The organism is Saccharothrix hoggarensis (assembly GCF_052936025.1).
Map to the genome: position 1 here is coordinate 7,133,981 of NZ_CP193624.1, position 25,389 is coordinate 7,159,369.

Annotated in this window: 23 protein-coding genes; 2 read left to right on the plus strand and 21 right to left on the minus strand. The window is 71.2% G+C overall.

Annotation, left to right across the window (positions count from 1 at the left end):
* Positions 1–196 precede the first annotated feature (196 nt).
* Positions 197–1,120: an EamA family transporter RarD gene (gene rarD / locus ACRAKH_RS32435; RefSeq protein WP_380727808.1), complete on the plus strand. Its 924-nt coding sequence runs from the start codon at positions 197–199 to the stop codon at positions 1,118–1,120.
* Between the two features lie 45 nt (positions 1,121–1,165).
* Here rarD and ACRAKH_RS32440 read toward each other — a convergent pair whose 3' ends face one another.
* The 19 genes from ACRAKH_RS32440 to ACRAKH_RS32530 all read right to left on the minus strand — a co-directional run bounded on the left by ACRAKH_RS32440 (position 1,166) and on the right by ACRAKH_RS32530 (position 22,933).
* On the minus strand, positions 1,166–2,167 hold the full coding sequence (locus ACRAKH_RS32440; RefSeq protein ID WP_380727806.1) for a polyprenyl synthetase family protein: 1,002 nt from the start codon (positions 2,165–2,167) through the stop codon (positions 1,166–1,168).
* Positions 2,168–2,188: 21 nt separating this feature from the next.
* Positions 2,189–3,760: an NADH-quinone oxidoreductase subunit NuoN gene (gene nuoN, locus ACRAKH_RS32445; RefSeq protein WP_380727804.1), complete on the minus strand. Its 1,572-nt coding sequence runs from the start codon at positions 3,758–3,760 to the stop codon at positions 2,189–2,191.
* A gap of 1 nt (position 3,761) precedes the next feature.
* Positions 3,762–5,324: an NADH-quinone oxidoreductase subunit M gene (locus tag ACRAKH_RS32450; protein ID WP_380727802.1), complete on the minus strand. Its 1,563-nt coding sequence runs from the start codon at positions 5,322–5,324 to the stop codon at positions 3,762–3,764.
* The gene (gene nuoL, locus ACRAKH_RS32455; RefSeq protein WP_380727800.1) at positions 5,321–7,255 is read right to left on the minus strand and encodes an NADH-quinone oxidoreductase subunit L; all 1,935 of its coding nucleotides are present in this window, start codon (positions 7,253–7,255) and stop codon (positions 5,321–5,323) included. Before nuoL ends, ACRAKH_RS32450 begins: the two co-directional genes overlap by 4 nt.
* Positions 7,256–7,265: 10 nt before the next feature.
* Positions 7,266–7,565 carry an NADH-quinone oxidoreductase subunit NuoK gene (gene nuoK, locus ACRAKH_RS32460; RefSeq protein ID WP_033436657.1) on the minus strand — a complete coding sequence of 100 codons (300 nt, stop codon included), beginning with the start codon at positions 7,563–7,565 and terminating at the stop codon, positions 7,266–7,268.
* The gene (locus ACRAKH_RS32465) at positions 7,562–8,404 is read right to left on the minus strand and encodes an NADH-quinone oxidoreductase subunit J (protein WP_380727798.1); all 843 of its coding nucleotides are present in this window, start codon (positions 8,402–8,404) and stop codon (positions 7,562–7,564) included. The genes nuoK and ACRAKH_RS32465 overlap by 4 nt, the downstream gene beginning before the upstream one ends.
* The gene (gene nuoI, locus ACRAKH_RS32470; RefSeq protein ID WP_380727796.1) at positions 8,401–8,955 is read right to left on the minus strand and encodes an NADH-quinone oxidoreductase subunit NuoI; all 555 of its coding nucleotides are present in this window, start codon (positions 8,953–8,955) and stop codon (positions 8,401–8,403) included. The genes ACRAKH_RS32465 and nuoI overlap by 4 nt, the downstream gene beginning before the upstream one ends.
* A complete protein-coding gene (gene nuoH, locus ACRAKH_RS32475; protein ID WP_380727793.1) occupies positions 8,942–10,273 on the minus strand; it encodes an NADH-quinone oxidoreductase subunit NuoH in 1,332 nt (443 codons plus the stop codon). The genes nuoI and nuoH overlap by 14 nt, the downstream gene beginning before the upstream one ends.
* Positions 10,270–12,798, minus strand: a complete 2,529-nt coding sequence (locus tag ACRAKH_RS32480; protein WP_447009499.1) for an NADH-quinone oxidoreductase subunit G — start codon at positions 12,796–12,798, stop codon at positions 10,270–10,272. Before ACRAKH_RS32480 ends, nuoH begins: the two co-directional genes overlap by 4 nt.
* Positions 12,795–14,090, minus strand: a complete 1,296-nt coding sequence (nuoF, locus tag ACRAKH_RS32485; protein ID WP_380721396.1) for an NADH-quinone oxidoreductase subunit NuoF — start codon at positions 14,088–14,090, stop codon at positions 12,795–12,797. Before nuoF ends, ACRAKH_RS32480 begins: the two co-directional genes overlap by 4 nt.
* A gap of 15 nt (positions 14,091–14,105) precedes the next feature.
* On the minus strand, positions 14,106–14,891 hold the full coding sequence (gene nuoE, locus ACRAKH_RS32490; RefSeq protein ID WP_380721393.1) for an NADH-quinone oxidoreductase subunit NuoE: 786 nt from the start codon (positions 14,889–14,891) through the stop codon (positions 14,106–14,108).
* Positions 14,888–16,291 carry an NADH-quinone oxidoreductase subunit D gene (locus ACRAKH_RS32495; RefSeq protein ID WP_380721391.1) on the minus strand — a complete coding sequence of 468 codons (1,404 nt, stop codon included), beginning with the start codon at positions 16,289–16,291 and terminating at the stop codon, positions 14,888–14,890. The genes nuoE and ACRAKH_RS32495 overlap by 4 nt, the downstream gene beginning before the upstream one ends.
* Positions 16,288–16,986: an NADH-quinone oxidoreductase subunit C gene (locus tag ACRAKH_RS32500; protein ID WP_380721405.1), complete on the minus strand. Its 699-nt coding sequence runs from the start codon at positions 16,984–16,986 to the stop codon at positions 16,288–16,290. The genes ACRAKH_RS32495 and ACRAKH_RS32500 overlap by 4 nt, the downstream gene beginning before the upstream one ends.
* A gap of 107 nt (positions 16,987–17,093) precedes the next feature.
* Positions 17,094–17,642 (minus strand): NuoB/complex I 20 kDa subunit family protein, encoded by a 549-nt coding sequence (locus tag ACRAKH_RS32505; RefSeq protein WP_106616888.1) that lies wholly within the window; start codon positions 17,640–17,642, stop codon positions 17,094–17,096.
* 12 nt (positions 17,643–17,654) lie between these two features.
* Positions 17,655–18,020, minus strand: a complete 366-nt coding sequence (locus ACRAKH_RS32510) for an NADH-quinone oxidoreductase subunit A (protein ID WP_033428518.1) — start codon at positions 18,018–18,020, stop codon at positions 17,655–17,657.
* 345 nt (positions 18,021–18,365) lie between these two features.
* Positions 18,366–19,643, minus strand: a complete 1,278-nt coding sequence (locus tag ACRAKH_RS32515) for a geranylgeranyl reductase family protein (protein ID WP_380721387.1) — start codon at positions 19,641–19,643, stop codon at positions 18,366–18,368.
* 214 nt (positions 19,644–19,857) lie between these two features.
* The gene (locus ACRAKH_RS32520; RefSeq protein ID WP_380721384.1) at positions 19,858–20,547 is read right to left on the minus strand and encodes a demethylmenaquinone methyltransferase; all 690 of its coding nucleotides are present in this window, start codon (positions 20,545–20,547) and stop codon (positions 19,858–19,860) included.
* A gap of 76 nt (positions 20,548–20,623) precedes the next feature.
* A complete protein-coding gene (locus ACRAKH_RS32525; RefSeq protein ID WP_447009500.1) occupies positions 20,624–21,733 on the minus strand; it encodes a glycosyltransferase family 4 protein in 1,110 nt (369 codons plus the stop codon).
* A 96-nt stretch (positions 21,734–21,829) separates the two neighbouring features.
* Positions 21,830–22,933, minus strand: a complete 1,104-nt coding sequence (locus ACRAKH_RS32530; RefSeq protein WP_380721378.1) for a glycosyltransferase family 4 protein — start codon at positions 22,931–22,933, stop codon at positions 21,830–21,832.
* Positions 22,934–23,077: 144 nt separating this feature from the next.
* Here ACRAKH_RS32530 and ACRAKH_RS32535 point away from each other — a divergent pair, with 144 nt between their 5' ends.
* Positions 23,078–23,902, plus strand: a complete 825-nt coding sequence (locus ACRAKH_RS32535) for an inositol monophosphatase family protein (protein ID WP_380721375.1) — start codon at positions 23,078–23,080, stop codon at positions 23,900–23,902.
* A gap of 274 nt (positions 23,903–24,176) precedes the next feature.
* Here the strand turns inward: ACRAKH_RS32535 and ACRAKH_RS32540 are convergent, their stop codons facing one another.
* Positions 24,177–24,704: a hypothetical protein gene (locus ACRAKH_RS32540; RefSeq protein ID WP_380721372.1), complete on the minus strand. Its 528-nt coding sequence runs from the start codon at positions 24,702–24,704 to the stop codon at positions 24,177–24,179.
* Between the two features lie 42 nt (positions 24,705–24,746).
* On the minus strand, positions 24,747–25,373 hold the full coding sequence (locus ACRAKH_RS32545; protein ID WP_380721369.1) for a hypothetical protein: 627 nt from the start codon (positions 25,371–25,373) through the stop codon (positions 24,747–24,749).
* Positions 25,374–25,389: the final 16 nt, after the last annotated feature.

A 25,389-nucleotide genomic window follows, 5' to 3' on the forward strand; every position in this document is an offset into this window, starting at 1 on the left:
GAGACCCTCCCACTGCTGCTTGTCACACACCCCGACACGCTCCGCTTCCGGGCATTCACCCAGTTGGGGAAGCGGTGCAAAACTACCCTGACCACCCGGTCCGGCGCGTGGGGCCGGCCAGACCTGCGACCAGGCTTCGATAGTAGGCCACTTGGAGCAACTGACCAGCCAAAACGGCTGGCGTACAGTAGCCCTTGTGCCGCCGTTGACCAACTCCGCCGCTGTTCCGACGGAAGTCAACCGCACGAACCGCGGGATCGCCTTCGGCGTCGGCGCGTACTTCCTCTGGGGCATCGTGCCCGCGTACTGGCCGCTGCTCCAGCCGGCCGGGTCCGTGGAGATCCTGGCCCACCGGATCGCGTGGTCGCTGGTCGTCATGGCCGTCGTCACCGCCGTGCTGGGCCGGTGGGCGGGCATCCGGCGGCTGTCCGGGCGCGGCTGGGCGATGGTGACGGCGGCGGGCGCGCTGATCGCGGTCAACTGGGGCGTCTACATCCACGCGGTCAACACCGGGCACGTCGTGGAAGCCGCCCTCGGCTACTTCATCAACCCCCTCGTGAGCGTGCTGCTCGGGGTGTTCGTGCTGCGCGAGCGCTTGCGCCTGCCCCAGTACGCCGCCCTGGCGATCGCCGTGACCGCCGTCGTCGTGCTGGCCGTCGACTACGGCAGGCTGCCGTGGATCTCGCTGGCGCTGGCCTGCTCGTTCGGCGTCTACGGGCTGCTGAAGAAGACCGTGCCGCTGGAGGCGACGGCGAGCCTCACCGCGGAGAGCCTGGTGCTCGCCCCGATCGCCGTGGGCTACCTGATCTGGCTCGGACCGGCCGGGACGTTCCAGTCGCACGGCTGGGGCCACGCGCTGATCCTCGTGTCGACGGGCGTCGTCACCGCGATCCCGCTGATCCTGTTCGGCGCGGGCGCCCGGCTCGTGCCGCTGGTGACGATGGGCATGCTCCAGTACCTGGCGCCCGTGCTGCAGTTCGCGTGGGGCGTGTTCGTCATGCACGAGCCGATGCCCACGTCCCGCTGGTTCGGGTTCGGGCTCGTCTGGCTCGCCCTGGCGGTGTTCACGGTGGACGCCGTCCGCGTCCGCCGCCGCCTGCCGGTCTCCGACCTGCCCTGACCTGCCCCGACCTGCCCCGGCGGCCGGCCACCAGGCCGGACCCGCCTAGTGCGAGCGGGTCACCACGTAGTCGCTGACCGACTCCAGCGCGTCCCGCGCGGCACCCGCCGGCAGCACGTGCAGGGTCGCCCGAGCGCGTGCCGCGTAGTCGTCCAGCGTCCGCCGCGCCCGCACCAGCCCGCTCGACGCCCGCAGCAGCTCCAACGCCTCGACCACCTCGGCGTCGTCGGTGATGGGCCCCGCCAGCAGCTTCGCCAGCCGCGAGCCCGGCTCGTCCTCCAGCGCGTACAGCATCGGCAACGTCTTCACGCCTTCGCGCAGGTCCGTGCCGGGCGTCTTGCCCGACTCCTCCGACGGCGACGCGATGTCGATGACGTCGTCGGAGATCTGGAACGCCGCTCCGATGACCTCGCCGTACGCGCGCAGCGCGTCCACCTGCTCAGGGGTGACGTCGGAGAACATCGCGCCGAACCGGGCCGCCGTGGCGATCAGCGAACCCGTCTTCTCGGCGATCGTGGTCAGGTAGTGCGCGACCGGGTCCTCGCCCGCGCGCGGACCCATCGTCTCGCGCATCTGGCCGGTCACCAGCTCGGAGAACGTCTCCGCGATGATCCGCGCCGCGCCCGTGCCCAGGTCCGCGACCAGCGCCGACGCGTGCGCGAACAGGTAGTCGCCGGTGAGGATGGCGATGCTGTTGTCCCACTTCGCGTTGGCCGACTCCGCGCCGCGGCGCATCGTGGCCTCGTCCATGACGTCGTCGTGGTAGAGCGTGGCGAGGTGGGTCAGCTCGACCACCGCCGCGGCCTTCAGCACGCTGTCGCGGTCCCACTCGGTGCCGAACTGGGCGGACAGGATGGTGAACAGCGGGCGGATGCGCTTGCCGCCCGCGGTCACCAGGTGCAGGGACGTCTCCATCACCGGGTGGAACTCGCTCTGCACGACCTTGCGCAGGAGCTGCTCCACCTCGGCCAGCCCGTCCTGAACCACCTCCGCGAGCACGGGGTCCGACAACCGGAACCCCGTCCCCGCCCGCTCGCTACTGGTCACGGCTAGAGAGCCTACGTACCGCTAGAAGATGAACGCGCCGGCACCCGCCCAATCGAGGGCGAACGACGGGTAGACGCCCAGCACGAGCGTGATCGCCGCGCCGAGCGTGATGGCGACCGTGGTGAACGCGCCGGGCACGCTCACCGTCGGGCCGTCGGCCGCCGGCTCGCTGAAGTACATCAGCACGATGACCCGCAGGTAGAAGAACGCCGCCACGGCGCTCGCCACCAGGGCGATCACCACGAGGGGCGCCATCCGGGCCTCCACGGCCGCCGCGAACACCACGAACTTGCCGACGAACCCGCTGGTCAGCGGCAGACCGGCGAGGGCGAGCAGCAGGAACGTGAACACCCCCGCCACCACCGGGGACCGCTTGGCCAGGCCCGCCCACTGGGACAGGTGCGTGGCCTCGCCGTCGCCGGTGCGCACCAGCGTGACGATGCCGAACGCGGCCAGCGTGGTGAAGCCGTAGGCCAGCAGGTAGAACATCGTGCCGGACAGGCCCTGGTCGTTCAGCGAGATCACGCCGACCAGCAGGAAGCCCGCGTGGGCCACCGACGAGTACGCGATCATCCGCTTCACGTCGGTCTGGGTCAGGCCGAGGATCGCGCCGATGACCATGGACACGATGGCCACGCCCCACAGGACGCCGTTCCACTCCCAGCTGGAGCCCTCGAACGCGCCGTAGAACACGCGCAGGATGCCGCCGAACGCGGCGACCTTCGTGCAGGCGGCCATGAACGCCGTGATCGGCGTCGGCGCGCCCTGGTAGACGTCCGGCGTCCACGCGTGGAACGGGCCGACCGAGGCCTTGAACAGCAGGCCCACGACCAGCAGGCCGAAGCCCGCGTAGAGCAGCGTGTCGGAGCGGTCCGTCGCCGTCGTCGCGTTGGCGATGTCGGCCAGCTTCACGGAACCCGCGAAGCCGTACAGCAGGGCCACGCCGTACAGGAAGAACGCCGACGCGAACGCGCCGAGCAGGAAGTACTTCACCGCGGCCTCCTGCGACAGCAGGCGGCGACGGCGGGCCAGGCCGCACATCAGGTACAGCGGCAGCGACAGCACTTCCAGCGCGATGAACATGGTGAGCAGGTCGTTCGCCGCGACGAAGACCATCATCCCGCCGAGCGCGAACAGCGTCAGCGGGAAGACCTCGGTCTGCATCTCCAGCCGACCGGCCAGCGCGCGGGTCCGGAACACGCCGCCGCTCGGCGTCGCCTCCGGCACGAACGCGCCGCCCGGCTCGACGGACCGGTCCGCGATGAGCAGCACCGCGCCGAGGCCGAGCAGCAGCAGCGTGCCCCACAGGAAGATCACCGGGCGGTCGACCGCGATGGTGCCCGCCAGGGTCAGCTTGCCCTGCGGGGCGGTGCCGTCGGCCGACGCGTGCAGCGCCAGCGCGCCACCCGCGCCCGCCAGCGTGAGCAGGGTCAGCACGACCTGGCTCGGCCAGCGCTGGGCCTTGGGCAGGAACGCCTCGACGAGCACGCTGAGGCAGGCCGCGCCGAGCACGATCAGCAACGGCGCGACGGCCCCGTAGTCGATCTCCGGGGCTTGCAGCCGTTCCACGTTCTGCGAGAGGAACGTCGTCACGTCACTTGCCTTCCTGCGCGACCGGGTCGGCCACCCCGACCTCGCTGAGCGTCGCCCCGACGGACGGGGTGATCACGTCCAACACCGGCTTCGGGTAGAAGCCGAGCACCAAGATCAGTGCCACCAGCGGCGCGAGCACGGCCAGTTCGCGCTTGTTCAGGTCCGGCACCGACGCCCGTTCCGGGTCGACCGCCGCGCCGGGGCCGCCGACCGCGTCGAGCAGCGCCGTGCCGCGGACCGGGCCCTGGAAGACGCGCTGGTACAGCCACAGGACGTACAGCGCGGCGAGCACCATGCCGATGGCCGCCAGGATCGTGTACACCGGCTCGTTCGGGTAGGAGCCGATGAGCACCAGGAACTCGCTGACGAACGAGTTGGTGCCCGGCAGCGCCAGCGACGACAGGCCGGCCACGAAGAACAGGCCGCCCAGCACCGGGGTCAGCTTGGCCATGCCGCCGTAGTCCTCGATCAGGCGCGAGCCGCCGCGGGCCATCACCATGCCGACGACCAGGAACAGCATGCCGGTCGAGATGCCGTGGTTGACCATGTACAGCACCGCGCCCGTGCCCGCCTGCGAGCTGAACGCGAAGATGCCGAGCGCGATGAAGCCGAAGTGCGCGATCGACGTGTACGCCACGAACCGCTTCATGTCGGACTGGCCGACCGCGAGCAGCGAGCCGTACAGGATGCCGACCACGGCGAGGATCAGCACCAGCGGCGCGAGCTCCTTGCTGGCCGCCGGGAACAGCGGCAGGCAGTAGCGCAGGAAGCCGAACGTGCCGATCTTGTCGAGGATGCCGACGAGCAGCACGCCCGCGCCGACCGGCGCTTCCGCACCGGCGTCCGGCAGCCACGTGTGCAGCGGCACCAGCGGCGCCTTGATCGCGAACGCGACGAAGAAGCCGAGGAACAGCCAGATCTGCGTGGACAGCGGCAGGTCGCGCGTCACCGTGACCAGCGTGGCCCAGTCGAGCGTGCCCTGGCCGATCTTGTCCGCGCTGACGACGTACAGGCCGATCACCGACGCCAGCATGATGAGGCCGCCGAGCAGCGAGTACAGGAAGAACTTCATCGCCGCGTACTGCCGGTTGGGCCCGCCGAAGCGGCCGATCAGGAAGTACATCGGGACCAGCACGGCCTCGAAGAACACGTAGAACACGAACACGTCGGTGGCCGCGAAGACACCGACCATGCCGGTCTGCATGGCCAGCAGGAGGGCGAAGAACCCGCCCGCGCTGCGGCCCTCGGGCAGCTTGTCCGCCCACGAGCCGCCGATGACGATCGGCACCAGGAACGCGATCAGCGCGATCATCACCAGCGCGATGCCGTCCACGCCGAACGACAGGCGCACGCCGAAGGCGGGGATCCACTCGGCCGAGCTGGTGAGCTGCAAGCGCTCGCCGCCCGGGTCGAACGCCGTCCACGCCAGCACCGCCAACAGCAGCTCCACCAGCGAGAACGCCAGCGCGACCGTCTTGGCCACCCGGTCGTTGCCCCGCAGGAACGCCACCACCAGGCTGCCGACCAGCGGCAGCAGGAGCAGCGCGATCAGCGTCCAGCTCACGAGAACCTCACCATCAGCAGCGCGCCCAGGACGAAGACCGCACCCAGGAGCATGGAGAGCGCGTACGAGCGCACGAACCCGGTCTGCATCCTGCGCAGCCGGCCCGAGCTACCGCCCAGCAGCGCCGCCGACCCGTTGACCAGGCCGTCGACGCCCTTGTTGTCCACGAACACCAGCGCGCGGGTGAGCCAGGTGCCCGGCCGCGCGAACAACGCCTCGTTCACCGCGTTGCCGTACAGGTCGGCGCGCGCGGCGCGGACCGGGAACGACACCCGCTGCGGCCGTTCCACCGGCTGCGTGCCGCGGCCGAACAGCAGGAACGCGATGAGCACGCCCAGCGCGGACAGGCCGAGCACCAGGATGTTCACCACGCCGTGCGAGAGCACGCCGTGCTGCTCCCGCAACTCGCCGAGCGACGGCGTGAGCCAGCCGGCCAGGTTGTGGTTGGACTCGAAGAAGAAGCCCGCGCCGATCGAGCCGAACGCCAGCACGATCATCGGCACCGTCATCGACAGGCCCGACTCGTGCGGGTGGTACTCGCGGCCGTCGGCGGACTTCAGCCCGGTGTAGCGGGGCTTGCCCAGGAACACCAGGAACAGCAGGCGGGTCATGTAGAACGCGGTGATGCCCGCGCCCAGCGCGGCCACGCCGCCGAACACCCAGCCGCGCCAGCCCGGCTCGCTGAACGCCGCCGCGATGATGGCGTCCTTGGAGAAGTAGCCGGACAGGAACGGGAACCCGATCAGCGCCAGGTAGCCGAGCGTCCACGTGACGAAGGTGATCGGCATCTTCTTCGCCAGGCCGCCCATCCGCCGGATGTCGCCCTCGTCGTTCATGCCGTGCATGACCGAACCGGCGCCGAGGAACAGGCCCGCCTTGAAGAAGCCGTGCGTGAGCAGGTGCATGATGCCCAGCGCGTAGCCGACCGGACCGAGGCCGACGGCCAGGATCATGTAGCCGATCTGGCTGACCGTCGAGTAGGCCAGCACCTTCTTGAAGTCGTCGTACGCGCAGCCGATGATGCAGCCGATCAGCAGCGTGAGGCCGCCGATGATCATCACGACCAGGCGGCCGTCGGCGCTCAGGTTGTAGATCGGGTTCGCGCGGGCGATCAGGTAGACGCCCGCGGTGACCATCGTCGCCGCGTGGATCAGGGCGGAGACCGGGGTCGGGCCCGCCATCGCGTCCGGCAACCACGCCTGGAGCGGGAACTGGCCCGACTTGCCGCACGCGCCGAGCAGCAGCAGCAACGTGATGGCCAGGACCTCGGCCGACGAGAACTCGCCGACGCGGGCGAACACCTCGGTGTACTGGGTGGTGCCCAACGTCTTGAACATCAGGAAGATGGCGATCGCCAGGCCCAGGTCACCGACCCGGTTCATGAGGAACGCCTTCTTCGCGGCCGACGCCGCCTCCGGCTTGTGCTGGTACCAGCCGATCAGCAGGTAGGACGCGAGACCGACGCCCTCCCAGCCGAAGTACAGCGTCACGAAGCCGTTGCCGAGCACCAGCAGCAGCATCGCGGCGACGAAGAGGTTCAGGTAGCCGAAGAACTTCCGCCGTCCCGCCTCGTGCGCCATGTAGCCGATCGAGTAGATGTGGATCAGCGCGCCCACACCGGTGATCAGCAGCACGAACGTCAGGGACAGCGGGTCGAGGCGCAGCCCGAACTCCACGTTCAGCGCGTTCACCGGCACCCAGTCGAACAGGTGCACCTCGGTGGTCCGCTCCTCCGGGCTCAGGCCCAGCGTGGAGAAGAACAGCGCGACCCCGTACGCGAACGCGGCGATCACGGTGGCGCAGCCCAGCAGGTGACCCCACTTGTCGGTGCGCTTGCCACCCACGAGCAACACGAGCGCGCCGAAGGCCGGCAGGGCGAGCAACAACCAGGCGAGACTGCCGATCCCGCTGGCGGCAACAGGTTCCGTCACCGTGGACCTCTCAGTACTTCAGCAGGTTGGAATCGTCGACCGAGGCCGAGCGACGCGTCTTGAAGATCGCCATGATGATCGTCAGACCGACCACGACCTCGGCCGCGGCGACGACCATCACGAAGAACGCCATCACCTGGCCGTCGAGCTGCCCGTTGATGCGGGCGAACGTGACCAGGCTGAGGTTCACCGCGTTGAGCATCAGCTCCACGCACATGAACACCACGATGGCGTTGCGCCGCACCAGTACGCCGACCGCGCCGAGGCTGAACAGCAGCGCGGACAGCAACAGGTAGTACGTAGGGGTCACGACGACTCTCCCTTGAGCGCGCGCGCGTCGGGCTGGTGCCCGGTGCCGGACACCTCCGCGACGTCGTCTTCGAGACGGTCCTTGGCGGTCGTCTCGATCAGCTCGGACAGGGACTCGGCGGCCACCGAACCGTCCGGCAGGAGGGCGGGCGTGGCCACCGAGTTGGCGGTGGCGAACACGCCGGGGCCGGGCAGCGAACCGGGGCGGTCGCCGCGGAAGCGCTCCTCGACCAGCTCGCGCTGGGTCTTCTTGGCGTCCTTGCCGGTGCGCGAGGCGAACGCGAGCACCATCGCGCCGACCGCCGCCGTGATCAGCAGCGCGGACGTCAGCTCGAACGGGAACAGGTAGTCGGTGAACAGCGCCTCGCCGATGTTGGCGACGTTGCCGCCGTTGCGCGTGTTCTGCTCGGCCAGGCCGACCGGCTGCACGTCGGTCAGCGCGCGGGCGACCGAGGCGACCACGATGCCGGCGAAGCCGACGCCGATGACGGCCGCCGCGAGCCGCTGCCCGCGCAGCACCTCGACCACGGAGTCCGAGCTGTCCCGGCCGACCAGCATCAGCACGAACAGGAACAGCATCATGATCGCGCCGGTGTAGACGATGATCTGCACGAAGCCGAGGAACGGCGCCTGCTGGACCATGTAGAGCACACCGAGGCTGAGCATGGTGAGCACGAGCCACAGCGCGGAGTGCACCGCGTTGCGGGCGAAGAGCATGCCGAGCGCGCCGGCCAGGGCGAGCGGGCCGAGGATCCAGAACGCGACCGCCTCGCCGGTGGTCACGGTGTCCACCGCCCGCTGGACGGCGTCGGGCTGCTGGGCCAGGAGGGAGGAGATCATCGACCCGCTCCCGGAACCTGCTCGGCCTGGGCCTTGTCCCCTTGGGCGGCCAGCTGCGGACCGTTCACGTAGTAGTCCTGCTCGTTCTCGCCGAGCCGCATCGGGTGCGGCGGCTGCTCCATGCCGGCGAGCAGCGGCGCGAGCAGGTCTTCCTTGGTGAAGATCAGCTTCTGCCGGTCGTCGTCGGCGAGCTCGTACTCGTTCGTCATGGTGAGCGAGCGGGTCGGGCACGCCTCGATGCACAGGCCGCAGCCGATGCAGCGCAGGTAGTTGATCTGGTAGTCGGCGCCGTAGCGCTCACCCGGGGAGTACCGCGCCTCCTCGGTGTTGTCGCCACCCTCGACGAAGATCGCGTCCGCCGGGCACGCCCACGCGCACAGCTCGCAGCCCACGCACTTCTCCAGCCCGTCCGGGTGCCGGTTGAGCTGGTGGCGGCCGTGGAACCGCGGCGCGGTGACCTTCTTGACCTCGGGGTACTCCTCGGTGACGACCTTCTTGAACATCGTGCCGAAGGTGACGCCGAAGCCCTTGACGGGATCAAACACGCCCATCGCTGGCCTCCTTTTGTGAAGCTGCGGGTACCGCTGCCGGTTCCTGCGCCTGATCGCCGGTCGTCGGCAGTTGCGCGACCGGCACCTGCCGGCGCGGCGGGGACTTCGGGACCTGGAGGTCCAGCGGGGGCACCGGGAAGCCGCCGCCGGTGACCGGCACGGCGTCGGGGTCGTGCTCCTCCCGCTTGTCCGGCAGCAGGAACGCGATGAGCAGGACCACGGCGAGGAACCCGCCGATGACCATCAGCGCGGTGCTGGTCTCCAGACCGCCCTGGGCCTCCCACTCCTGGCGCAGGTAGCGGGCGAACGCCACCGCGACGAACCAGACCAGCGCGATCGGGACCAGGAACTTCCAGCCCAGCCGCATGAACTGGTCGTAGCGCAGGCGGGGCAGCGTGCCGCGCAGCCAGATGAACAGGAACAGGAAGGCCAGGGTCTTGATCACGAACCACAGCAGGCCGAACCAGCCGCTGTTGAGGACGTGGTCGTCGCCGACGAACGGGAACCGCCAGCCGCCGAGGAACAACGTGGTGGCCAGGGCCGAGACGGTCACCATGTTGACGTACTCGGCCAGGAAGAACAGCGCGAACTTCAGCGAGCTGTACTCGGTGTGGAAGCCGCCGACCAGCTCCGACTCGGCCTCGGGGAGGTCGAACGGCGCGCGGTTGGTCTCGCCGACCATCGAGCACACGTAGATGAGGAAGCTGACCGGCAGCAGGTAGAAGTACCAGCCGCTGCTCTGCGCGTCGACGATCTCGGCGGTGGACAGCGAGTGCGAGTGCATGACGACCGCGACGATCGACAGGCCCATCGCGATCTCGTACGAGATCACCTGCGCGGCCGAGCGCAGCGCGCCCAGCAGCGGGTACGGCGAGCCGGAGGCCCAGCCGGACAGCACGATGCCGTACACGCCGAGCGAGGAGCAGGCCAGCACGACCAGCACGCCGACCGGGAGGTCGACCAGCTGGAGGGCGGTGCGCTCGCCGAAGATGGAGACCTCGCCGCCCAGCGGGATCACCGAGAAGGCGACGAACGCGGGGATGCAGGAGATCACCGGGGCGAGGAAGAAGACCCACTTGTCCGCGAGGACGGGGCGGATGTCCTCCTTGAAGGCGAGCTTCAGGCCGTCGGCGAGCGACTGGAGCCAGCCGTTCGGGCCGACCCGGTTGGGCCCGGGGCGCTGCTGCATCCGGGCCACCACCTTGCGCTCCCAGTTGATCATGAACAGGGTCATGACCACGAGGAACGCGAAGATGCCGACGACCTTGACGAGGATCAGCCAGAGCGGATCGTCGGCGAGGAGTTCAGCGCTGCTCATGCCGTGCCTCCGACGGGCGAGGTGTTGGCGTCGGCGGAGCCCGCGGCCGGCGCCGACGACGTGATCTTCTCCGCGACGCCCGTGACCGCGGGCGCGACCGCCACCACGGAGCCGTGACCGGCGACCAGGTTCCGCCGCACGGTGACCGCGCCCGAGTTGCCGGGCAGCCACACGACGCCGTCGGGCAGGTCCGCCGTCTCGACCGGCAGCACGACCTCGCCGCGGTCGGTGGCGACGGCGATCTCGCCGCCGGGGTGGACGCCGAGGCGCTGCGCGGTGGCCGCGGACAGCTTGGCCACGACCGGCCGGGCGGTGCCCGCCAGGTTCGGCTCGCCGTCCTGCAGCGAGCCGTTGTCCAGCAGCCGCCGCCACGTGGCGAGGACCGCCTGGCCCTCCTTGGGCTGCGGCAGGAGTGGCGCGGGCACGGTCGGCGCGGTGGCGCTCGTCGTCGCGACGCCGAGCCGGGCCAGGTCTGCGGCGGCCGCCGCCGGGGTCTGGGTGAACAGGTCGGCGTCCATCTCGACGGCCAGCGTGTCGAGCACCCGGCCGTCGGGCAGCGCGCCCGTGCCCTCGATCGTGGTGCCGAACTGGCGGACGCGGCCCTCCCAGTTGAGGTAGCTGCCCGCCTTCTCGACCGCCGGGGCGATCGGCAGCACGACGTCGGCGTGCGCGGTGACCGCGCTGTGCCGCAGCTCCAGGCTGACCACGAAACCGGCCAGCTCCAGCGCGCGCTCGGCCAGCGCCGGGTCCGGCAGGTCGAACGGGTCGACGCCGCCGACCACCAGCGCGTCCAGGCCACCGCTCGCGGCGGCGGTCAGGATGCCGGTGGTGTCGCGGCCGGCCTGCGCGGGCAGCGCGCCCGGCTCCAGTCCCCACGCCTGCTCGACCTCGGCGCGGGCCGCCGCGTCGCCCACCAGGCGACCGCCCGGCAGCAACGTCGGCAGCAGGCCCGTCTCCAGCGCGCCCCGCTCACCGGCGCGGCGCGGGATCCAGGCGACCTTGGCCCCGGTCCGCGCGGCCAGCGCGGCGACCGCCGAGAACAGGCCGGGAACCTCCGCGGCGCGCTCACCGACCAGGATCACCGAACCCGGCTTGGCCAGCTCGTCCACCACGTCGGCGGCGTGCTCGGGCAGCGCGTTCAGCGCGGCGGGCTCGCCGCCGGGCACGCACGCCAGCAGCACGCCGTTCGTCTTCTCCACCGCGGGCGAGGTGAACTGGCCCAGGTGGAAGACCTTCGTCCGGTTCTTGCGGGCCGCCTTGCGCAGCCGCAGGAACACGATCGGCGACTCCTCCTCCGGCTCGAACGCGACCAGCAGCGCGGCGGGCGCGGACTCGATGCCCGCGTACGTCACGCCGCCGTTGTCGGGGTTCGTGCCGAGGACGGCGCTGGTCAGGAACTCCAGCTCCTCCGCCGAGTGGGCGCGGGCGCGGAAGTCGACGTCGTTGGTGCGCAACGCGATCCGGGCGAACTTCGAGTACGCGTAGGCGTCCTCGACGGTGAGCCGGCCACCGGCCAGCACGCCGACGCCCTTGCCGTCGCGCGCCTTCGCCAGGCCCTCGGCGGCGTACCGCAGCGCCTCGGTCCACGACGACTCGCGCAGCTCGCCGGTGGCCCGGTCGCGCACCAGCGGGCGGCGGACGCGGTCCTCGGCGGTGGCGTAGGTGAACGCGAAGCGGCCCTTGTCGCAGGTCCACTCCTCGTTGACCTGCGGGTCGTCGGCCGCCAGGCGGCGCTGGACCTTGCCGCGCCGCCAGTCGGTGCGCGTCGCGCAACCGGACGAGCAGTGCTCGCACACGCCGGGCGTCGACACCAGGTCGAACGGCCGGGCGCGGAACCGGTACGCGGCGCTGGTCAGCGCGCCCACCGGGCAGATCTGGATGGTGTTGCCGGAGAAGTACGACTGGAACGGCTTCTCCTGCGCCACGCCGACCTGCTGCTGCGCGCCGCGCTCCAGCAGCTCGATGAACGGGTCGCCGGCGATCTGCGCGGAGAACCGGGTGCAGCGCTGGCACAGCACGCACCGCTCGCGGTCGAGCAGCACCTCGGTGCTGATCGGGATCGGCTTCGGGAACGTCCGCTTGTGCTCGTGGAACCGCGAGTCGGACCGGCCGTGCGCCAGCGCCTGGTTCTGCAACGGGCACTCGCCGCCCTTGTCGCAGATCGGGCAGTCCAGCGGGTGGTTGATGAGCAGCAGCTCCATCACGCCCTGCTGCGCCTTGTCCGCCACCGGCGAGGTCAGCTGGGTCTTCACCACCATGCCGTCGGCGACCGTCATGGTGCAGGACGCCTGCGGCTTCGGCATGGGCCGGCCGCCCATCTCCACCTCGACCAGGCACTGCCGGCAGGCGCCCGCGGGCTCCAGCAGCGGGTGGTCGCAGAACCGGGGGATGACGGTGCCGAGCCGCTCCGCGGTGCGGATCAGCAGCTCGCCCTTGGGCGCGACGACCTCCACGCCGTCGATGACGAGCTTGACGTGGCCCTCGGGGACCACCAGCTCGGCCTTCTGTTCAGGCGCGATCGTCATGCGCTTGCTCCCGCCAGCACGGTGCCCGTCTGATTCTTCGAGTTCTGGTCGCACAGGGCCAGGAACTCGTGCTTGAAGTACTTGATGCCGCTGGTGATCGGGCTGACCGCGCCGTCGCCCAGGGCGCAGAACGAGCGGCCCAGGATGTTGTCGCAGACGTCCAGCAGCGTGTCGATGTCACTGGCCGTGCCCTCGCCGCGCACCATCCGCTGGAGGATCTGGACGAGCCAGTACGTGCCCTCGCGGCACGGCGTGCACTTGCCGCACGACTCGTGCTTGTAGAACTCGGTCCACTTCATGACGGCCCACGGCACGGACACCGTCTCGTTGAAGATCTGCAACGCGGTGGTGCCGAGCATGGAGCCCGCCTCGGCCGCGCCCTCGAAGTCCAGCGGCACGTCCAGGTGGTCCGCGGTGAACAGCGGGGTGGACGAGCCGCCCGGCGTCCAGAACTTCAGCGGGATGCCGTCCTTCATGCCGCCCGCCAGGTCCAGCAGCTCCCGCAGCGTGATGCCCATCGGGGCCTCGTACTGGCCGGGGCGCTCCACGTGGCCGGACAGGGAGAAGATCTTCGGGCCGGGCGAGCGCTCGCGGCCCATGGTGCGGAACCAGTCCGCGCCGCCGTTGACGATGTACGGCACGCTGGCGATCGTCTCGACGTTGTTCACCACGGTCGGCGACGCGTACAGACCCGCGGTGGCCGGGAACGGCGGCTTCAACCGGGGCTGGCCGCGCTTGCCCTCCAGCGAGTCCAGCAGCGCCGTCTCCTCGCCGCAGATGTACGCGCCCGCGCCCGCGTGGACGACGACGTCGAGGTCGAAGCCCGAGCCGAGGATGTCCTTGCCCAGGTACCCGGCCTCGTACGCCTCGCGCACGGCCGCGTGCAGCCGGCGGATCACGTGCAGCACCTCGCCGCGCACGTAGATCGCGGCGAAGTTCGCCCGGATCGCGTACGAGGTGATGATGATGCCCTCGATCAGCGAGTGCGGGTCCGCCATCATCAGCGGGATGTCCTTGCAGGTGCCCGGCTCGCCCTCGTCGGCGTTGATGACGAGGTAGTGCGGCTTGCCGTCGTTCTGCGGGATGAAGCCCCACTTCATGCCGGTGGGGAAGCCCGCGCCGCCACGACCGCGCAGCCCGGAGTCCTTGCACTGCTGGATCAGCTGGTCCGGGTGTGCCTTGAGCGCCTTGCGCAGCGCCGTGTACCCCTCCAGCTGCTCGTAGGTCTTCAGCGTCCACGAGCGCGGTGACAGCCAGCGCTTCGTCAGGACGGGAGTCAGGTTGTCGACCATCGTCAGCTCCCCTACCTACTTCTTCTCCGGCAGCGGCGGGAACTCCGCGTGCTCCGGCATGGCCGGCGCGGTCCACCCGTGCTCCGCGGCGATCTTGGCCCCGCGCACCGTCTCCGGCGCGGCCGACGGCCCGTCGAGGTCCGCGTCCCGGCCCTCGAAGAACCCGGCGAGCTGCAGCTCCGCCTGCCGGAAGTCGGTCAGCGGCGCGCCGCGCGTCGGGTGCGGCTTCTCCCCCGCCTGCAGGGACTTCACCAGCTCCAGCGCGCCGTCCGGCGTCTGGTTGTCGAAGTACTCGTAGTTGACCTGGAGCACCGGGGCGAGGTCGCACGCGGCCAGGCACTCGGCGTGCTCCAGCGTGATCGAGCCCGGCGTGCCCGGCTCGCCCGCGGTCTCCTCGTGGCCGACCTTCAGGTGGTCCTTGAGCTTGGCGTAGATCGCATCACCGCCGAGCGCCGCGCACAGCGTGTTCGTGCAGACGCTCACCAGGTGCTCGCCGCACGGGCGGCGCTTGTACATGGTGTAGAACGTCGCGACCGCGCTGACCTCGGCGTTGCTGAGGTCGAGCTGGTCGGCGCAGAACGTGATGCCGGCCTGGCTGACGTACCCCTCGACCGACTGCACCAGGTGCAGCATCGGCAGCAGCGCCGACCGGGCCTGCGGGTAGCGGGCGATGATCGCCCGCGCCCGGTCCACGGTCGCCTGGTCGAAGACGCTCGTGTCGACCGGGCTTTCGGTCACCAGGCGCTGCGTCTCGACGGGGTCCAGCGGCGAGGCCGCGTAGACCTCTTCGGAAGTGCTCATCGGTCACAACCACCCATCACCGGGTCGATAGAGGCCACCGACGCGATGACGTCGGCGACCATGCCGCCTTCGCACATCGCGGGCATCGACTGGAGGTTCACGAAGCTGGGTTCGCGCACGTGCACGCGCATCGGCCGGGTGCCGCCGTCGGACACGACGTGGTAGCCCAGCTCGCCGCGCGGCGACTCGATCGGCACGTACACCTGGCCCGCCGGCACCGCGAAGCCCTCGGTGACCAGCTTGAAGTGGTGGATCAGGGACTCCATCGACTGGCCCATGATCTTGCGGACGTGCTCCAGCGAGTTGCCCATGCCGTCGGAGCCGATGGTCAGCTTCGCGGGCCACGCGATCTTGGCGTCCTCCACCATGACCGGGCCTGGTACGAGGTTGTCCACGGCCTGCCGGACGATCCGCAGCGACTGGTGGATCTCCTCCAGCCGCAGCAGGTAGCGGGCGTACGAGTCGGCGGCGTTCGACGTGGGGACGTCGAACTCGTAGTTCTCGTATCCGCTGTAGGGCTGGACCTTGCGCAGGTCCCACGGCAGGCCGGCGGACCGCAGGATCGGGCCGGTGATGCCGAGCGCGAGGCACGCGTCCACCGGCAGGTAGCCGACGCCCGCGAGGCGGTTGCGCCAGATCGGCTGGCCGGTGAGCAGCTTGTCGTAGTCCGGCAGCCGGGAGTCCATCACCTTGATGAAGTCCTTGATGCGCTGCTCGGCGCCCTCCGGCAGGTCCTGGGCCAGGCCGCCGGGGCGGATGAACGCGTGGTTCATCCGCAGGCCGGTCAGGAACTCCAGCAGGTGCAGGACCTCTTCGCGCTCGCGGAAGCCCGCGGTCATGCCGGTCAGCGCGCCCAGCTCCATGCCGCCGGTGGCCAGCGCCACCAGGTGCGAGCTGATCCGGTTCAGCTCCATGAGCAGCACGCGGATCGTCTGCGCCCGCTGCGGGACCGTGACGCCGAGCAGCTTCTCGACCGCCATGCAGTACGCGGCCTCGTTGTGCAGCGGGGCCAGGTAGTCCATGCGCGTCACGAACGTGACGCCCTGGGTCCAGTTGCGGTACTCGACGTTCTTCTCGATGCCGGTGTGCAGGTAGCCGATGACGCTGCGGGCCTGGGTGACGGTCTCGCCCTCCAGCTCCAGCACCAGGCGCAGCACGCCGTGCGTCGACGGGTGCTGCGGGCCCAGGTTCATGACGATGCGCTCGTCGCCCGCCGCCTCGGCCAGCACCTCGTCCCAGTCGCCGCCGGTCACCGTGTAGACGGTGCCCTCGGTGGTCTGGCGGGAGCCGGCGTACGCGTCGGGGTTCGCGGCGCGCTCGTTGGCGTCGTACGAGTCGCTGTCGCGGCCGGCGGCACTGGTGTCGGTGCCCGTGGTCACGTCGGAAAGCCGTTCGGTCATGAGTAGGACCGCCTCTGGTCTGGCGGGGGGATCTCCGCGCCCTTGTACTCCACCGGGATGCCGCCGAGCGGGTAGTCCTTGCGCTGCGGGTGGCCGTCCCAGTCGTCCGGCATGAGGATCCGGGTCAGCCCCGGGTGGCCGTCGTAGACGATGCCGAACATGTCCCAGGCCTCGCGCTCCTGCCAGTCCGCGGTCGGGTAGACCGAGACCAGGCTGGGGATGTGCGCGTCGTCCACGTCGACCGCGACCTCCAGCCGGATGCGCCGGCGGTAGGTCATCGACGTCAGGTGGTAGACGGAGTGCAGCCGCTGCGGCACGTCGACGCCGTAGTCCACGCCGGACACCGAGCTGCACAGCTCGAACCGCAGCGCCGGGTCGTCGCGCAGGATGCGCGCCACCTCGACCAGGTTCTCCCGGCGCAGGTAGAAGGTGATCTCGTCGCGGTCGACGGTGATCTGCTGGACGGTGTCGGCGGGCAGTCCGCGCTCGCGGATCGCGCCCAGCAGCTCGTCGGCGACCTCGTCGAACCAGCCGCCGTAGGGCCGCTCGGACGGCGCGGCGACGTGGGCGGGCAGCCGCAGCCCGCCGAAGCCGGAGGTGTCGCCGGAGCCGGAGATGCCGAACATGCCCTGCCGGGCCTTGCCCGCGACGAGGCCGCCGCGCGCGAGGTGCTCCTCGTGGTCGGCCTCGTTCATGCTCGCCGAGCTGAGCGCCTCCGGTTGGCCGCCGCCCTGCGGGGTGTCGGCGCCGGGGGTCTTCTCGACCTCGTTCTTGTCAGGGCCGGTCTCGTCTGCCATGCCGCTCACTTCTTCGCAAAGCGCTGGGAGGACGGGATCAGGTCCGTGGTCCGGCCCGACTCGGCCAGCGCCGCGGCCCGGGTCGCCCCCAGCGGCTCGTCCATGATCTTCGCGTGGATCTTGAGGATCGCGTCGATCAGCATCTCCGGCCGCGGCGGGCAGCCCGGCAGGTACATGTCGACCGGCACGACGTGGTCCACGCCCTGCACGACGGCGTAGTTGTTGAACATGCCGCCGCTGGAGGCGCACACACCCATGGCCAGCACCCAGCGCGGCTCGGGCATCTGGTCGTAGATCTGCCGCAGCACCGGGGCCATCTTGTTGGTCACCCGGCCCGCGACGATCATCAGGTCCGCCTGGCGCGGCGAGGCGCGGAAGACCTCCATGCCGAACCGCGCGAGGTCGTAGCGCGGGCCGCCGGTGGTCATCATCTCGATCGCGCAGCACGCCAGGCCGAACGTGGCGGGCCACAGCGAGGACTTGCGGGTCCAGTTGACCAGCTTCTCCACGCTGGCGAGCAGGATGCCGTTCGGGAGCTTCTCTTCGAGACCCACTGGTCTTCCCCCTCAGTTCCAGTCGAGGCCGCCGCGACGCCACACGTAGGCGTACGCGAAGCCGACCGTCGCGACGAACAGGGCGATCTCCACCAGGCCGAACAGCCCGAGCCGGTCCGCGGAGACCGCGAAGGGGTAGAGGAACACCATTTCGATGTCGAACAGGATGAACAGCATCGCCGTGAGGTAGTAGGCGACCGGCATGCGGCCACCGCCCACCACGGGTTGCGGCGACGGCTCGATGCCGCACTCGTAGGCGTCGAGCTTCGCGCGGTTGTAGCGGCGGGGTCCGATGTACGGCGCGGCCGTCACCGAGAACAGCGCGAAGGCCGCGGCGAGGGCGAACATCAATACGAGGGGGAGGTAAGGGTCCAGCACTCTCCGTCGTCCTTTCCTCGCGTCGCGGTGGTGGTGCACCGCCGACCGTTGCGCACCCTAAAGGGTGTTCTTGCCGCCTCCGGAGGTTAGGCGCGCCTAACAATCCGCAGGTCGCTTGTGAAACACTTCACAAGGCATCTCAGCCGGTTGTGAACTGATTCACAAGACCTGAGGGTCAGTGTAGAACGTCACACAGAGGCGTGACGGGCACCCCCGTCATAGGCGCTGACCTGGTCTTTTACGGTGCAGATCAACAGTTGACCGACCGGTGCGTGAACGGGGCCACACCGGAAACGAAACAGCGCCGACCCCCAGGTCGGCGCTGCGTCGGTTAGAGGAGCCCGTTTAGGCCGTTGGGGCGAGCTTTGTGGCCGCCGTGATGATGCGGTCGAACGAGTCGCCGTCCTTCGGGTCGTAAAGCCCCGCCAGCAGCTTCAGGACCAGCCTCATCAGGGTCTTCCTCGGCAACCCGTACTTGGTCGCGGTGCGCATGATCACCGGGTTGCCGATGAGCTTGCTGAAGATGTTGCCGAGCCGGTAGTAGCTGCCCAGGGCCTGCTCGATGCGCACGGGGTAGCCGCGCAGCGCGCGTTCCCGGCTCGCGCCCTGGCGGGCCAGGGCCTGCACGACGGTCTCGGCGGCGATCCGCGCCGACTCCATGGCGTAGCCGATGCCCTCGCCGTTGAACGGGTTCACCATGCCGCCCGCGTCGCCGACCAGCAGCAGGCCGTCGCGGTAGTGCGGCTTGCGGTTGAGGCCCATGGGCAGGGCCGCGCCGCCGATCTTGCCGGTGGCGTTCTCCTCGCGGAAGCCCCACTCCTCGGGCGTGCCGTCGAGCCAGCTCTTGAGGAGCGCTCGGTAATCCGTGGTCCCGTAGGCCTTGGAGGTGCTGAGGATGCCGAGGCCGACGTTCACAGTTCCGTCGCCCATGCCGAAGATCCAGCCGTAGCCGGGCAGCAGCACGTCGTTCGCCCGGTCCCACAGCTCCAGGTGCGACTCCAGGTAGTCGTCCTTGGTGCGCGGGCTCGCGTAGTAGCGGCGGACCGCGACGCCCATCGGCTTCGCGTCGTCCTTCTGGATGCCGACGCTGAGCGCGAGCCGCGCGGACACGCCGTCGCAGGCCAGGACCAGCGGCGCGCGGAACGTCACCTCGGTCTTGTCCGGGCCCTGCTTGGCGGTGACGCCGACGACCCGGCCGTGCTCCACGACCGCGCCGGTGACGGTGGTCCGCTCGTGCAGCCGGGCGCCCGCCTGCACGGCCGTCTTCGCCAGCATCTCGTCGAAGTCCTGGCGGGGCCGGACCACGCCGTAGGGCGGGAACGTCGCCAGCTCCGGCCAGTCCAGCTCCAGCGTCACGCCGCCGCCGACCACCCGCAGGCCGCGGTTGTGCAGCCAGCCGGCCTCCTCGCGGGTGTCGATGCCGAGGTCGATGAGCTGCTTGACCCCGCGCGGGGTCAGGCCGTCGCCGCAGACCTTCTCGCGGGGGAAGGCGCTCTTCTCCAGCAGCACCACGTCCAGGCCCGCGCGTGCCAGGTAGGTGGCCGCGGTCGAGCCCGCCGGGCCCGCACCGACCACGATCACCTCGGCGTCCTCGCCTGCCTTGCGGCGGCTGGGAGTCGTCATCCCCGCTCCTTGTGCCCGTGTTCACAAAGTCCACGGCGAGTCTACTTGCGGGCTGCTGAGGGTTGCCGCTGAGCAGGCTCGACGCGTGGCCGCCGGCGGCGGGGGCCGGTGGGAACACGTGCGTCCAGGCCGGTTCGGGGCCAGTTCGGGCGGCTTCGGGGTCGACTCCGGTCGGCTCCCCGTCGGCTCCGGTGCGCCCCGCGCCCGGGCGGGCTCAGGCGGGCTTGGTGCCGCGGTGCAGCGCGACCATGCCGCCGGTGAGGTTCATCCAGGCCACGTCCTCCCAGCCGGCGCGCGCCACGATCTCGCCGAGCGCCCGCTGGTCCGGCCACGTGCGCATGGACTCGGCGAGGTACTGGTAGGCGACCGGGTTCGAGGACACGACCTTGGCGATGAACGGCAGGAGGCGCAGCAGGTACCGCATGTAGACGAACCGGAACGGGCGGAACGTCGGCGTGGACACCTCGCACACCACGAGCCGGCCGCCGGGTCGCACCACGCGCGCCATCTCGCGCAGCGCGGCCTCGGTGTCGTTGAAGTTGCGCAGCCCGAACGACACCGTCACGGCGTCGAAGGCGTTGTCCGCGAACGGCAGCCGCAGGGCGTCGGCGGCGACCTTCGGCACCGCGCGGTGCGCGCCGCCCTGGAGCATGCCCAGGGAGAAGTCGGCCGCCACGCACCACGCGCCCGAGGCGGCGTACTCGACCGTCGAGACGGCCGTGCCGGCGGCGAGGTCGAGCACCTTCTCGCCGGGCCGCGCGTCCAGGACGCGCCTGCTCCACTCCCGCCAGCGCCGGTCGAACCCCAGTGTCATGACGGAGTTCGTGCGGTCGTAGCCCTTGGCCACGCCGTCGAACATCTCGGCGACCTCGCGGGGGTTCTTGTCCAGACCTGCACGCGACATGGGGGAAGGGTAAGGGACGCGACCTGTGAGCGGCATTCCGTCCGCCCGCGGCCGGCGAACACCCTGCCTGACCTGCCTAGGAGACCTTCAGGGCGGCCAGCATGCCGTCCACGGCGGCCTGCCACGGGTACTCCTCGGCCCGCGCGCGGGCGGCCGAGCGGCGGGCCGGCTCCGGGTCGTCCAGCAAGGCGCTCACGGCGCCCGCGAACGCCGGCGCGTGGTCCGCCACGGCGGCGCCGCACCCCGGCCGGACGATCTCCTTCAGCGCCGACGACGCCGAGACGACCACCGGCGTGCCGGAGGCGAGCGCTTCCAAGGCCGCCAGGCCGAACGTCTCGTGCGGGCCGGGCGCGAGCGACACGTCCGCCGTGGCGAGCAGGTCCGCGACCTCGGTCCGCCGGCCGACGAACCCGAGGAACGTCACCGGCAGCCCGGCGGCCCGCCGTTCCAGCGCCTCGCGCCGCGGCCCGTCCCCCGCGATGACCAGCCGCACGTTGTGCCCCGCCGCGTGCAGCGCCGCCGCCGTGTCCACGCTGCGCTCGACGTGCTTCTCCGGCGAGAGCCGGCCGCAGTGCACGAGCAGCGCGTCCGCGCCCCGCGCCAGGTCCGCCCTGAGCGAGCGGTCGTGCCGGGCCGGGGTGAACGTCCGCAGATCCACCCCCAGCGGCACGCGGGCGACGTTGCGCGCGCCGATCCGGTCGAACTCCTCCCGCGCGAACTCCGTCGTGCACACCACCGTGTCGTAGGAGGCGGCCATCCGGGCGTTCGCCCAGTCCGCGCCCCGCCGCGCGAACGCCTTCGGCAGCAGGAACTGCTCCAGCAGCCGGTCCAGCCGCTCGTGCGAGATGACCACGCTCGGCACCCCGCGTGCCGCCGCCCACCGGCCCATGCCGCGCAGCGTGAGCCGGTCCGACACCTCCAGCCGGTCGGGCTCCAGGCGGTCGAGGAGCGTCCGGACGCGCCACGGGTCCACCGCGCGGTAGCCGCCGGTGCCGGGGATGCGCGGGGCGGGCAAGGTAATGCGGCGGACGCCGGGCGCCAGCGCCTCGTCGGCGTGCGCGGGGCCGGGGACGACCAGCGTCACCTCGTGCCCGTGCGCCGCGTACCCGCCGCCGAGGTGGTGCAGCGCCGTGCGCAGGCCACCGGAGCGCGGGCCGTAGAAGTTGGCCAGCTGGACGATCCTCATGCGCGCCCGATCCTCATGCCTGCCGGTCCCCTGGTGCTCGCCCGGTCCTCATGCCAGCCCGGTCTCATGCCTGCCCGGTCTCATGCCTGCCCGGTCTCATGCGGCACGGCGCAACGGCACGTCGAGGACGGCCGCGTAGTGGCCGAGGAGTTCGTCGCACACCGCCGACCACGTGCGGCCGCGCACCCAGCGCCGGGCCGCCTGGCCGTACTGGCGGCGGCGCAGCGGGTCGGCCAGCTCGACCACCGCCCGGCGCAGCTGCTCGTCGTCGCCGAACAGGTAGCCGGTGTTGGGCTGCACCAGGTCGCGCGGGCCGCCCGCGTCCGGCGCGACCACCGGCACGCCGCTGGCCAACGCCTCCTGCACGGCCTGGCAGAACGTCTCGTGCGGGCCGGTGTGGACGAACACGTCGAGGCTCGCGTAGGCGGTGGCGAGGTCCGTGCCGGTCTTGAACCCGAGGAACGCCGCGCCCGGCAGGTCGCGGCGCAGCTGCGCCTCCTCCGGCCCCTCGCCGACCAGCACCAGCCGCACGCCCGGCAGGTCCCTCAGCGCGGCCAGCCGGTCCACCCGCTTCTCCGGCGACAGCCGGCCCACGTACCCGACGAGCAGCTCGCCGCCCGGCGCGAGTTCGGCGCGCAACGCGTCGTCCCGTCGGCGCGGGTGGAACAGGTCGACATCCACCCCGCGCCCCCACCGGTGCACGCGCGGCACGCCGTGCTCCTCCAACGCCGCCACGGCCCAGCTCGACGGCGCCAGCGTGCGGTCCGCCTGGGCGTGCAGCCGGCGCGTCCACCGCCAGGCGGCGCGGGCGGTGAGGCCCAGGCCGAAGTGGCCGGCGAACCCGGCGACGTCCGTCTGGTAGACCGCGACCGTCGGGACGCCCAGCCGCCGTGCCGCCGACAGTCCCCGCGCGCCCATCACGAACGGGCTGGCCAGGTGCACCACGTCCGGGCGGAAGTCGGCCAGCGCGGTCAGCACCCTGCGCGTCGGCACGCCCACCGGCAGCGAGCTGAACCGCGGCAGGTCCACGGCGGGCACCCGGACCACCGGGGTGCCGAAGTGGTCGTCGGCGCCCGCGCCGGGGGCCACGACCAGCGCCTGGTGACCGTGCGCCCGGAGGTGCTCCAGGACGCGGACGACGGAGTTGGTGACCCCGTTGACCTGGGGCAGGAAGCTCTCGGTGACGATCGCTACGCGCACGCCGATCACCTTGCGGTGCCAAGGACACGGCGGCGTGACAGGTCGGCGAACGGCCGGCCAACTCCTCGCGTCGCCGTTGACGTTGGCCGTGGCTTCACCTCGTGTACGTGTCGCGGTCACTCGGTGCGGTGACACTAGGGCGGCATGACCGTCTTGTCGTCCCGACCCGCGCAGCCCGTCGATCCCGGCCTGGTGTCGATCGCGCTGGAGATAGCGGGCCGACTCGCCAACGACGCGTCCGACGTCATCATGGCGACCGCGGGGCGGGGCGCCCGGTCCGATGACGAGGCGTCGCCGTTCGACTGGGTCACCGACACGGACCGGACGCTGGAGCGGCACACCCGGCGCGTGCTCACCGCCGAGTTCCCCGACATCCCCGTGTTCTGCGAGAACGTGGACGAGGACGTCGCCGGCGACGTCGAGTTCCGGTGGGTCGTCGACCCGGTCGACGGCACGGCGAACTACGTGGCCGGCGTGCCGTGGTGCGCGTACAGCCTGGCCCTGGTCGACCGCTGGGGGCCGGTCGTGGGCGTCGTCGCGGACCCGTACCGGGCCCAGATCTACGCCGCCGCGCGGGGGCGCGGGATGCGGGCGAACGGCACGCCGGTGAAGCTCGGCGGGCAGGCGATCAGCTCGATCGTGTGCACGGAGATGACGCGGACCGGCCCGTGGCCCGGCATGGGCGAGTTCATCTCCCGCGCGGCGACCACCGGCACCGGCGTCCGCGTCCTGGGCTCCAAGGCCCTCGCCGTGGCCCAGGTGGCCCTCGGCCACGCCGCCGCGGCCGTCCTCCACAGCTACCACGAGTGGGACGTGGCCGGCGCGGTGGCGCTGGCGGTCGAGTCGGGCGCCGCCGTCCTGGACCGGAGGGGCGAGGACGACCCGTTGCCGGTGGACGGCCTGCTGGTGGCGATGCCGGAGGTGGCGGAGGAAGTGCTGGGCTGGTGGCAGGCGTCGACGGCGCGCTAGTCCGTTTGCCCGACTCGGCGACGGCACAACATGCTGCCGTCCGCCGAGGCCCGTAGGCGTCGGAAGTGAGCCCGGTTCACCCTCCGGACGGTGGGTTGCCGGGCTTCGCGCTGTTCGGAGGACGTGCGCCCGCCCGGCCCCGCGGGCATGAGCTCATTGGTCCGTTTGCCGCACACGATCAACCTCTAGTAAAGTCGGTCCCGCCAGGCCCAGTAGGGCTTGGAAGTGGACCCGGTTCACCGGCCGGACGACCGGTTGCCGGGTTTCGCGCTGTCTAGGACCGGTTCACATCCGTGACGTCGTCGAGGAGCACGCCGACGCGTCGCCGCCACTCGCCACCCGCGCCGTAGCACCACGCCACCGCGTCGCTCACCCACAGCAGCGCGTCCTCGGTCGGCCGGAAGTGCTCGTAGCTCAACCGTCCGCCCGCCTTGCGCACGGCTTCCGCCAGCGTCTTGCGGTCCTTGGCGTCCTGGTGCTGGCAGCTCTCCAGCACCAACCGGGACACGCCCAGGTCGATCATCTTCGGCACAACCGCGCTGAGGCACACCTGTCGCGCCGCCACGTCGTGGCCTTCACGGCAGTGCCAGACGCGGCTCCGCAGGCCGATATCCGCGATCCGGGCGAGGAGTTCACGGCGACGGCGGTCGCTCTCGTCGTTGAAGTGGACCCGTCGCTGCCCCGGCTTGGTCAGCCGACGCATCGCCGCACGAGCCTCGTTGCAGTCACGTCCGTGAACGACCACCACCGCGACGAGGTACGTGGAACCACGGCGGGACTCGTCCAGGAATGCGTGCCACATGGCGAGATGATCCCAAAGGACCAACGCGCTGCTGCGTTCGGCTTACACGGCGCCCAGGTGGGGTAGTTGCTGTTCCAGCACTTCCAGGTGCGTGCGGACCGCGTCGAGGGTCGGGCGGTCCAGGACTTGGAGGGCCACCCGGCCCACCTCGTCCTCGAAGGCGGTGAAGTCGCGGACCGCGGCGGCCAGGCGGTGGGCCACCGGGTGGTTCTGGTCGGCGGCCAGGGCGCGGCCCAGGTCGGCTATCCGGCGGACGCCCGGCAGCTCGCCGTCGAACTGCGCCGCGATCCGCTCCAGCCAGTCCCGCGCCGGGGACGGGGGCACGGTGGTCACGGCCGCGCGGACCCGCTGCACGGACAGCTCGCACCGGCCCACCATCGCCGACCAGCGGTCGTTCGCGCGGGGCGGAGGCGGGGGCAGCGGGTGGGACAGGTGGGGTGGCGGGGGCAGGCCCGGCCGGCCGCGGCGGCGGACGGCGCCGACGACGAGGCCGACGAGCGTGCCGGGCAGCCCGCCCATGACCACGCCGAAGATGGTGGACGCGATGAAGACGCCGAACAGCTCGGCGACGCCGCGCGGGTCGGGGTCCGACGTCGACACGCCGGCCGCGATCAGGACCGTCATCAGCACCGTGCCGATGAGGAAGCCCAACAGCGCCGCCCGTCCCATGTGCACAATGTGCCAG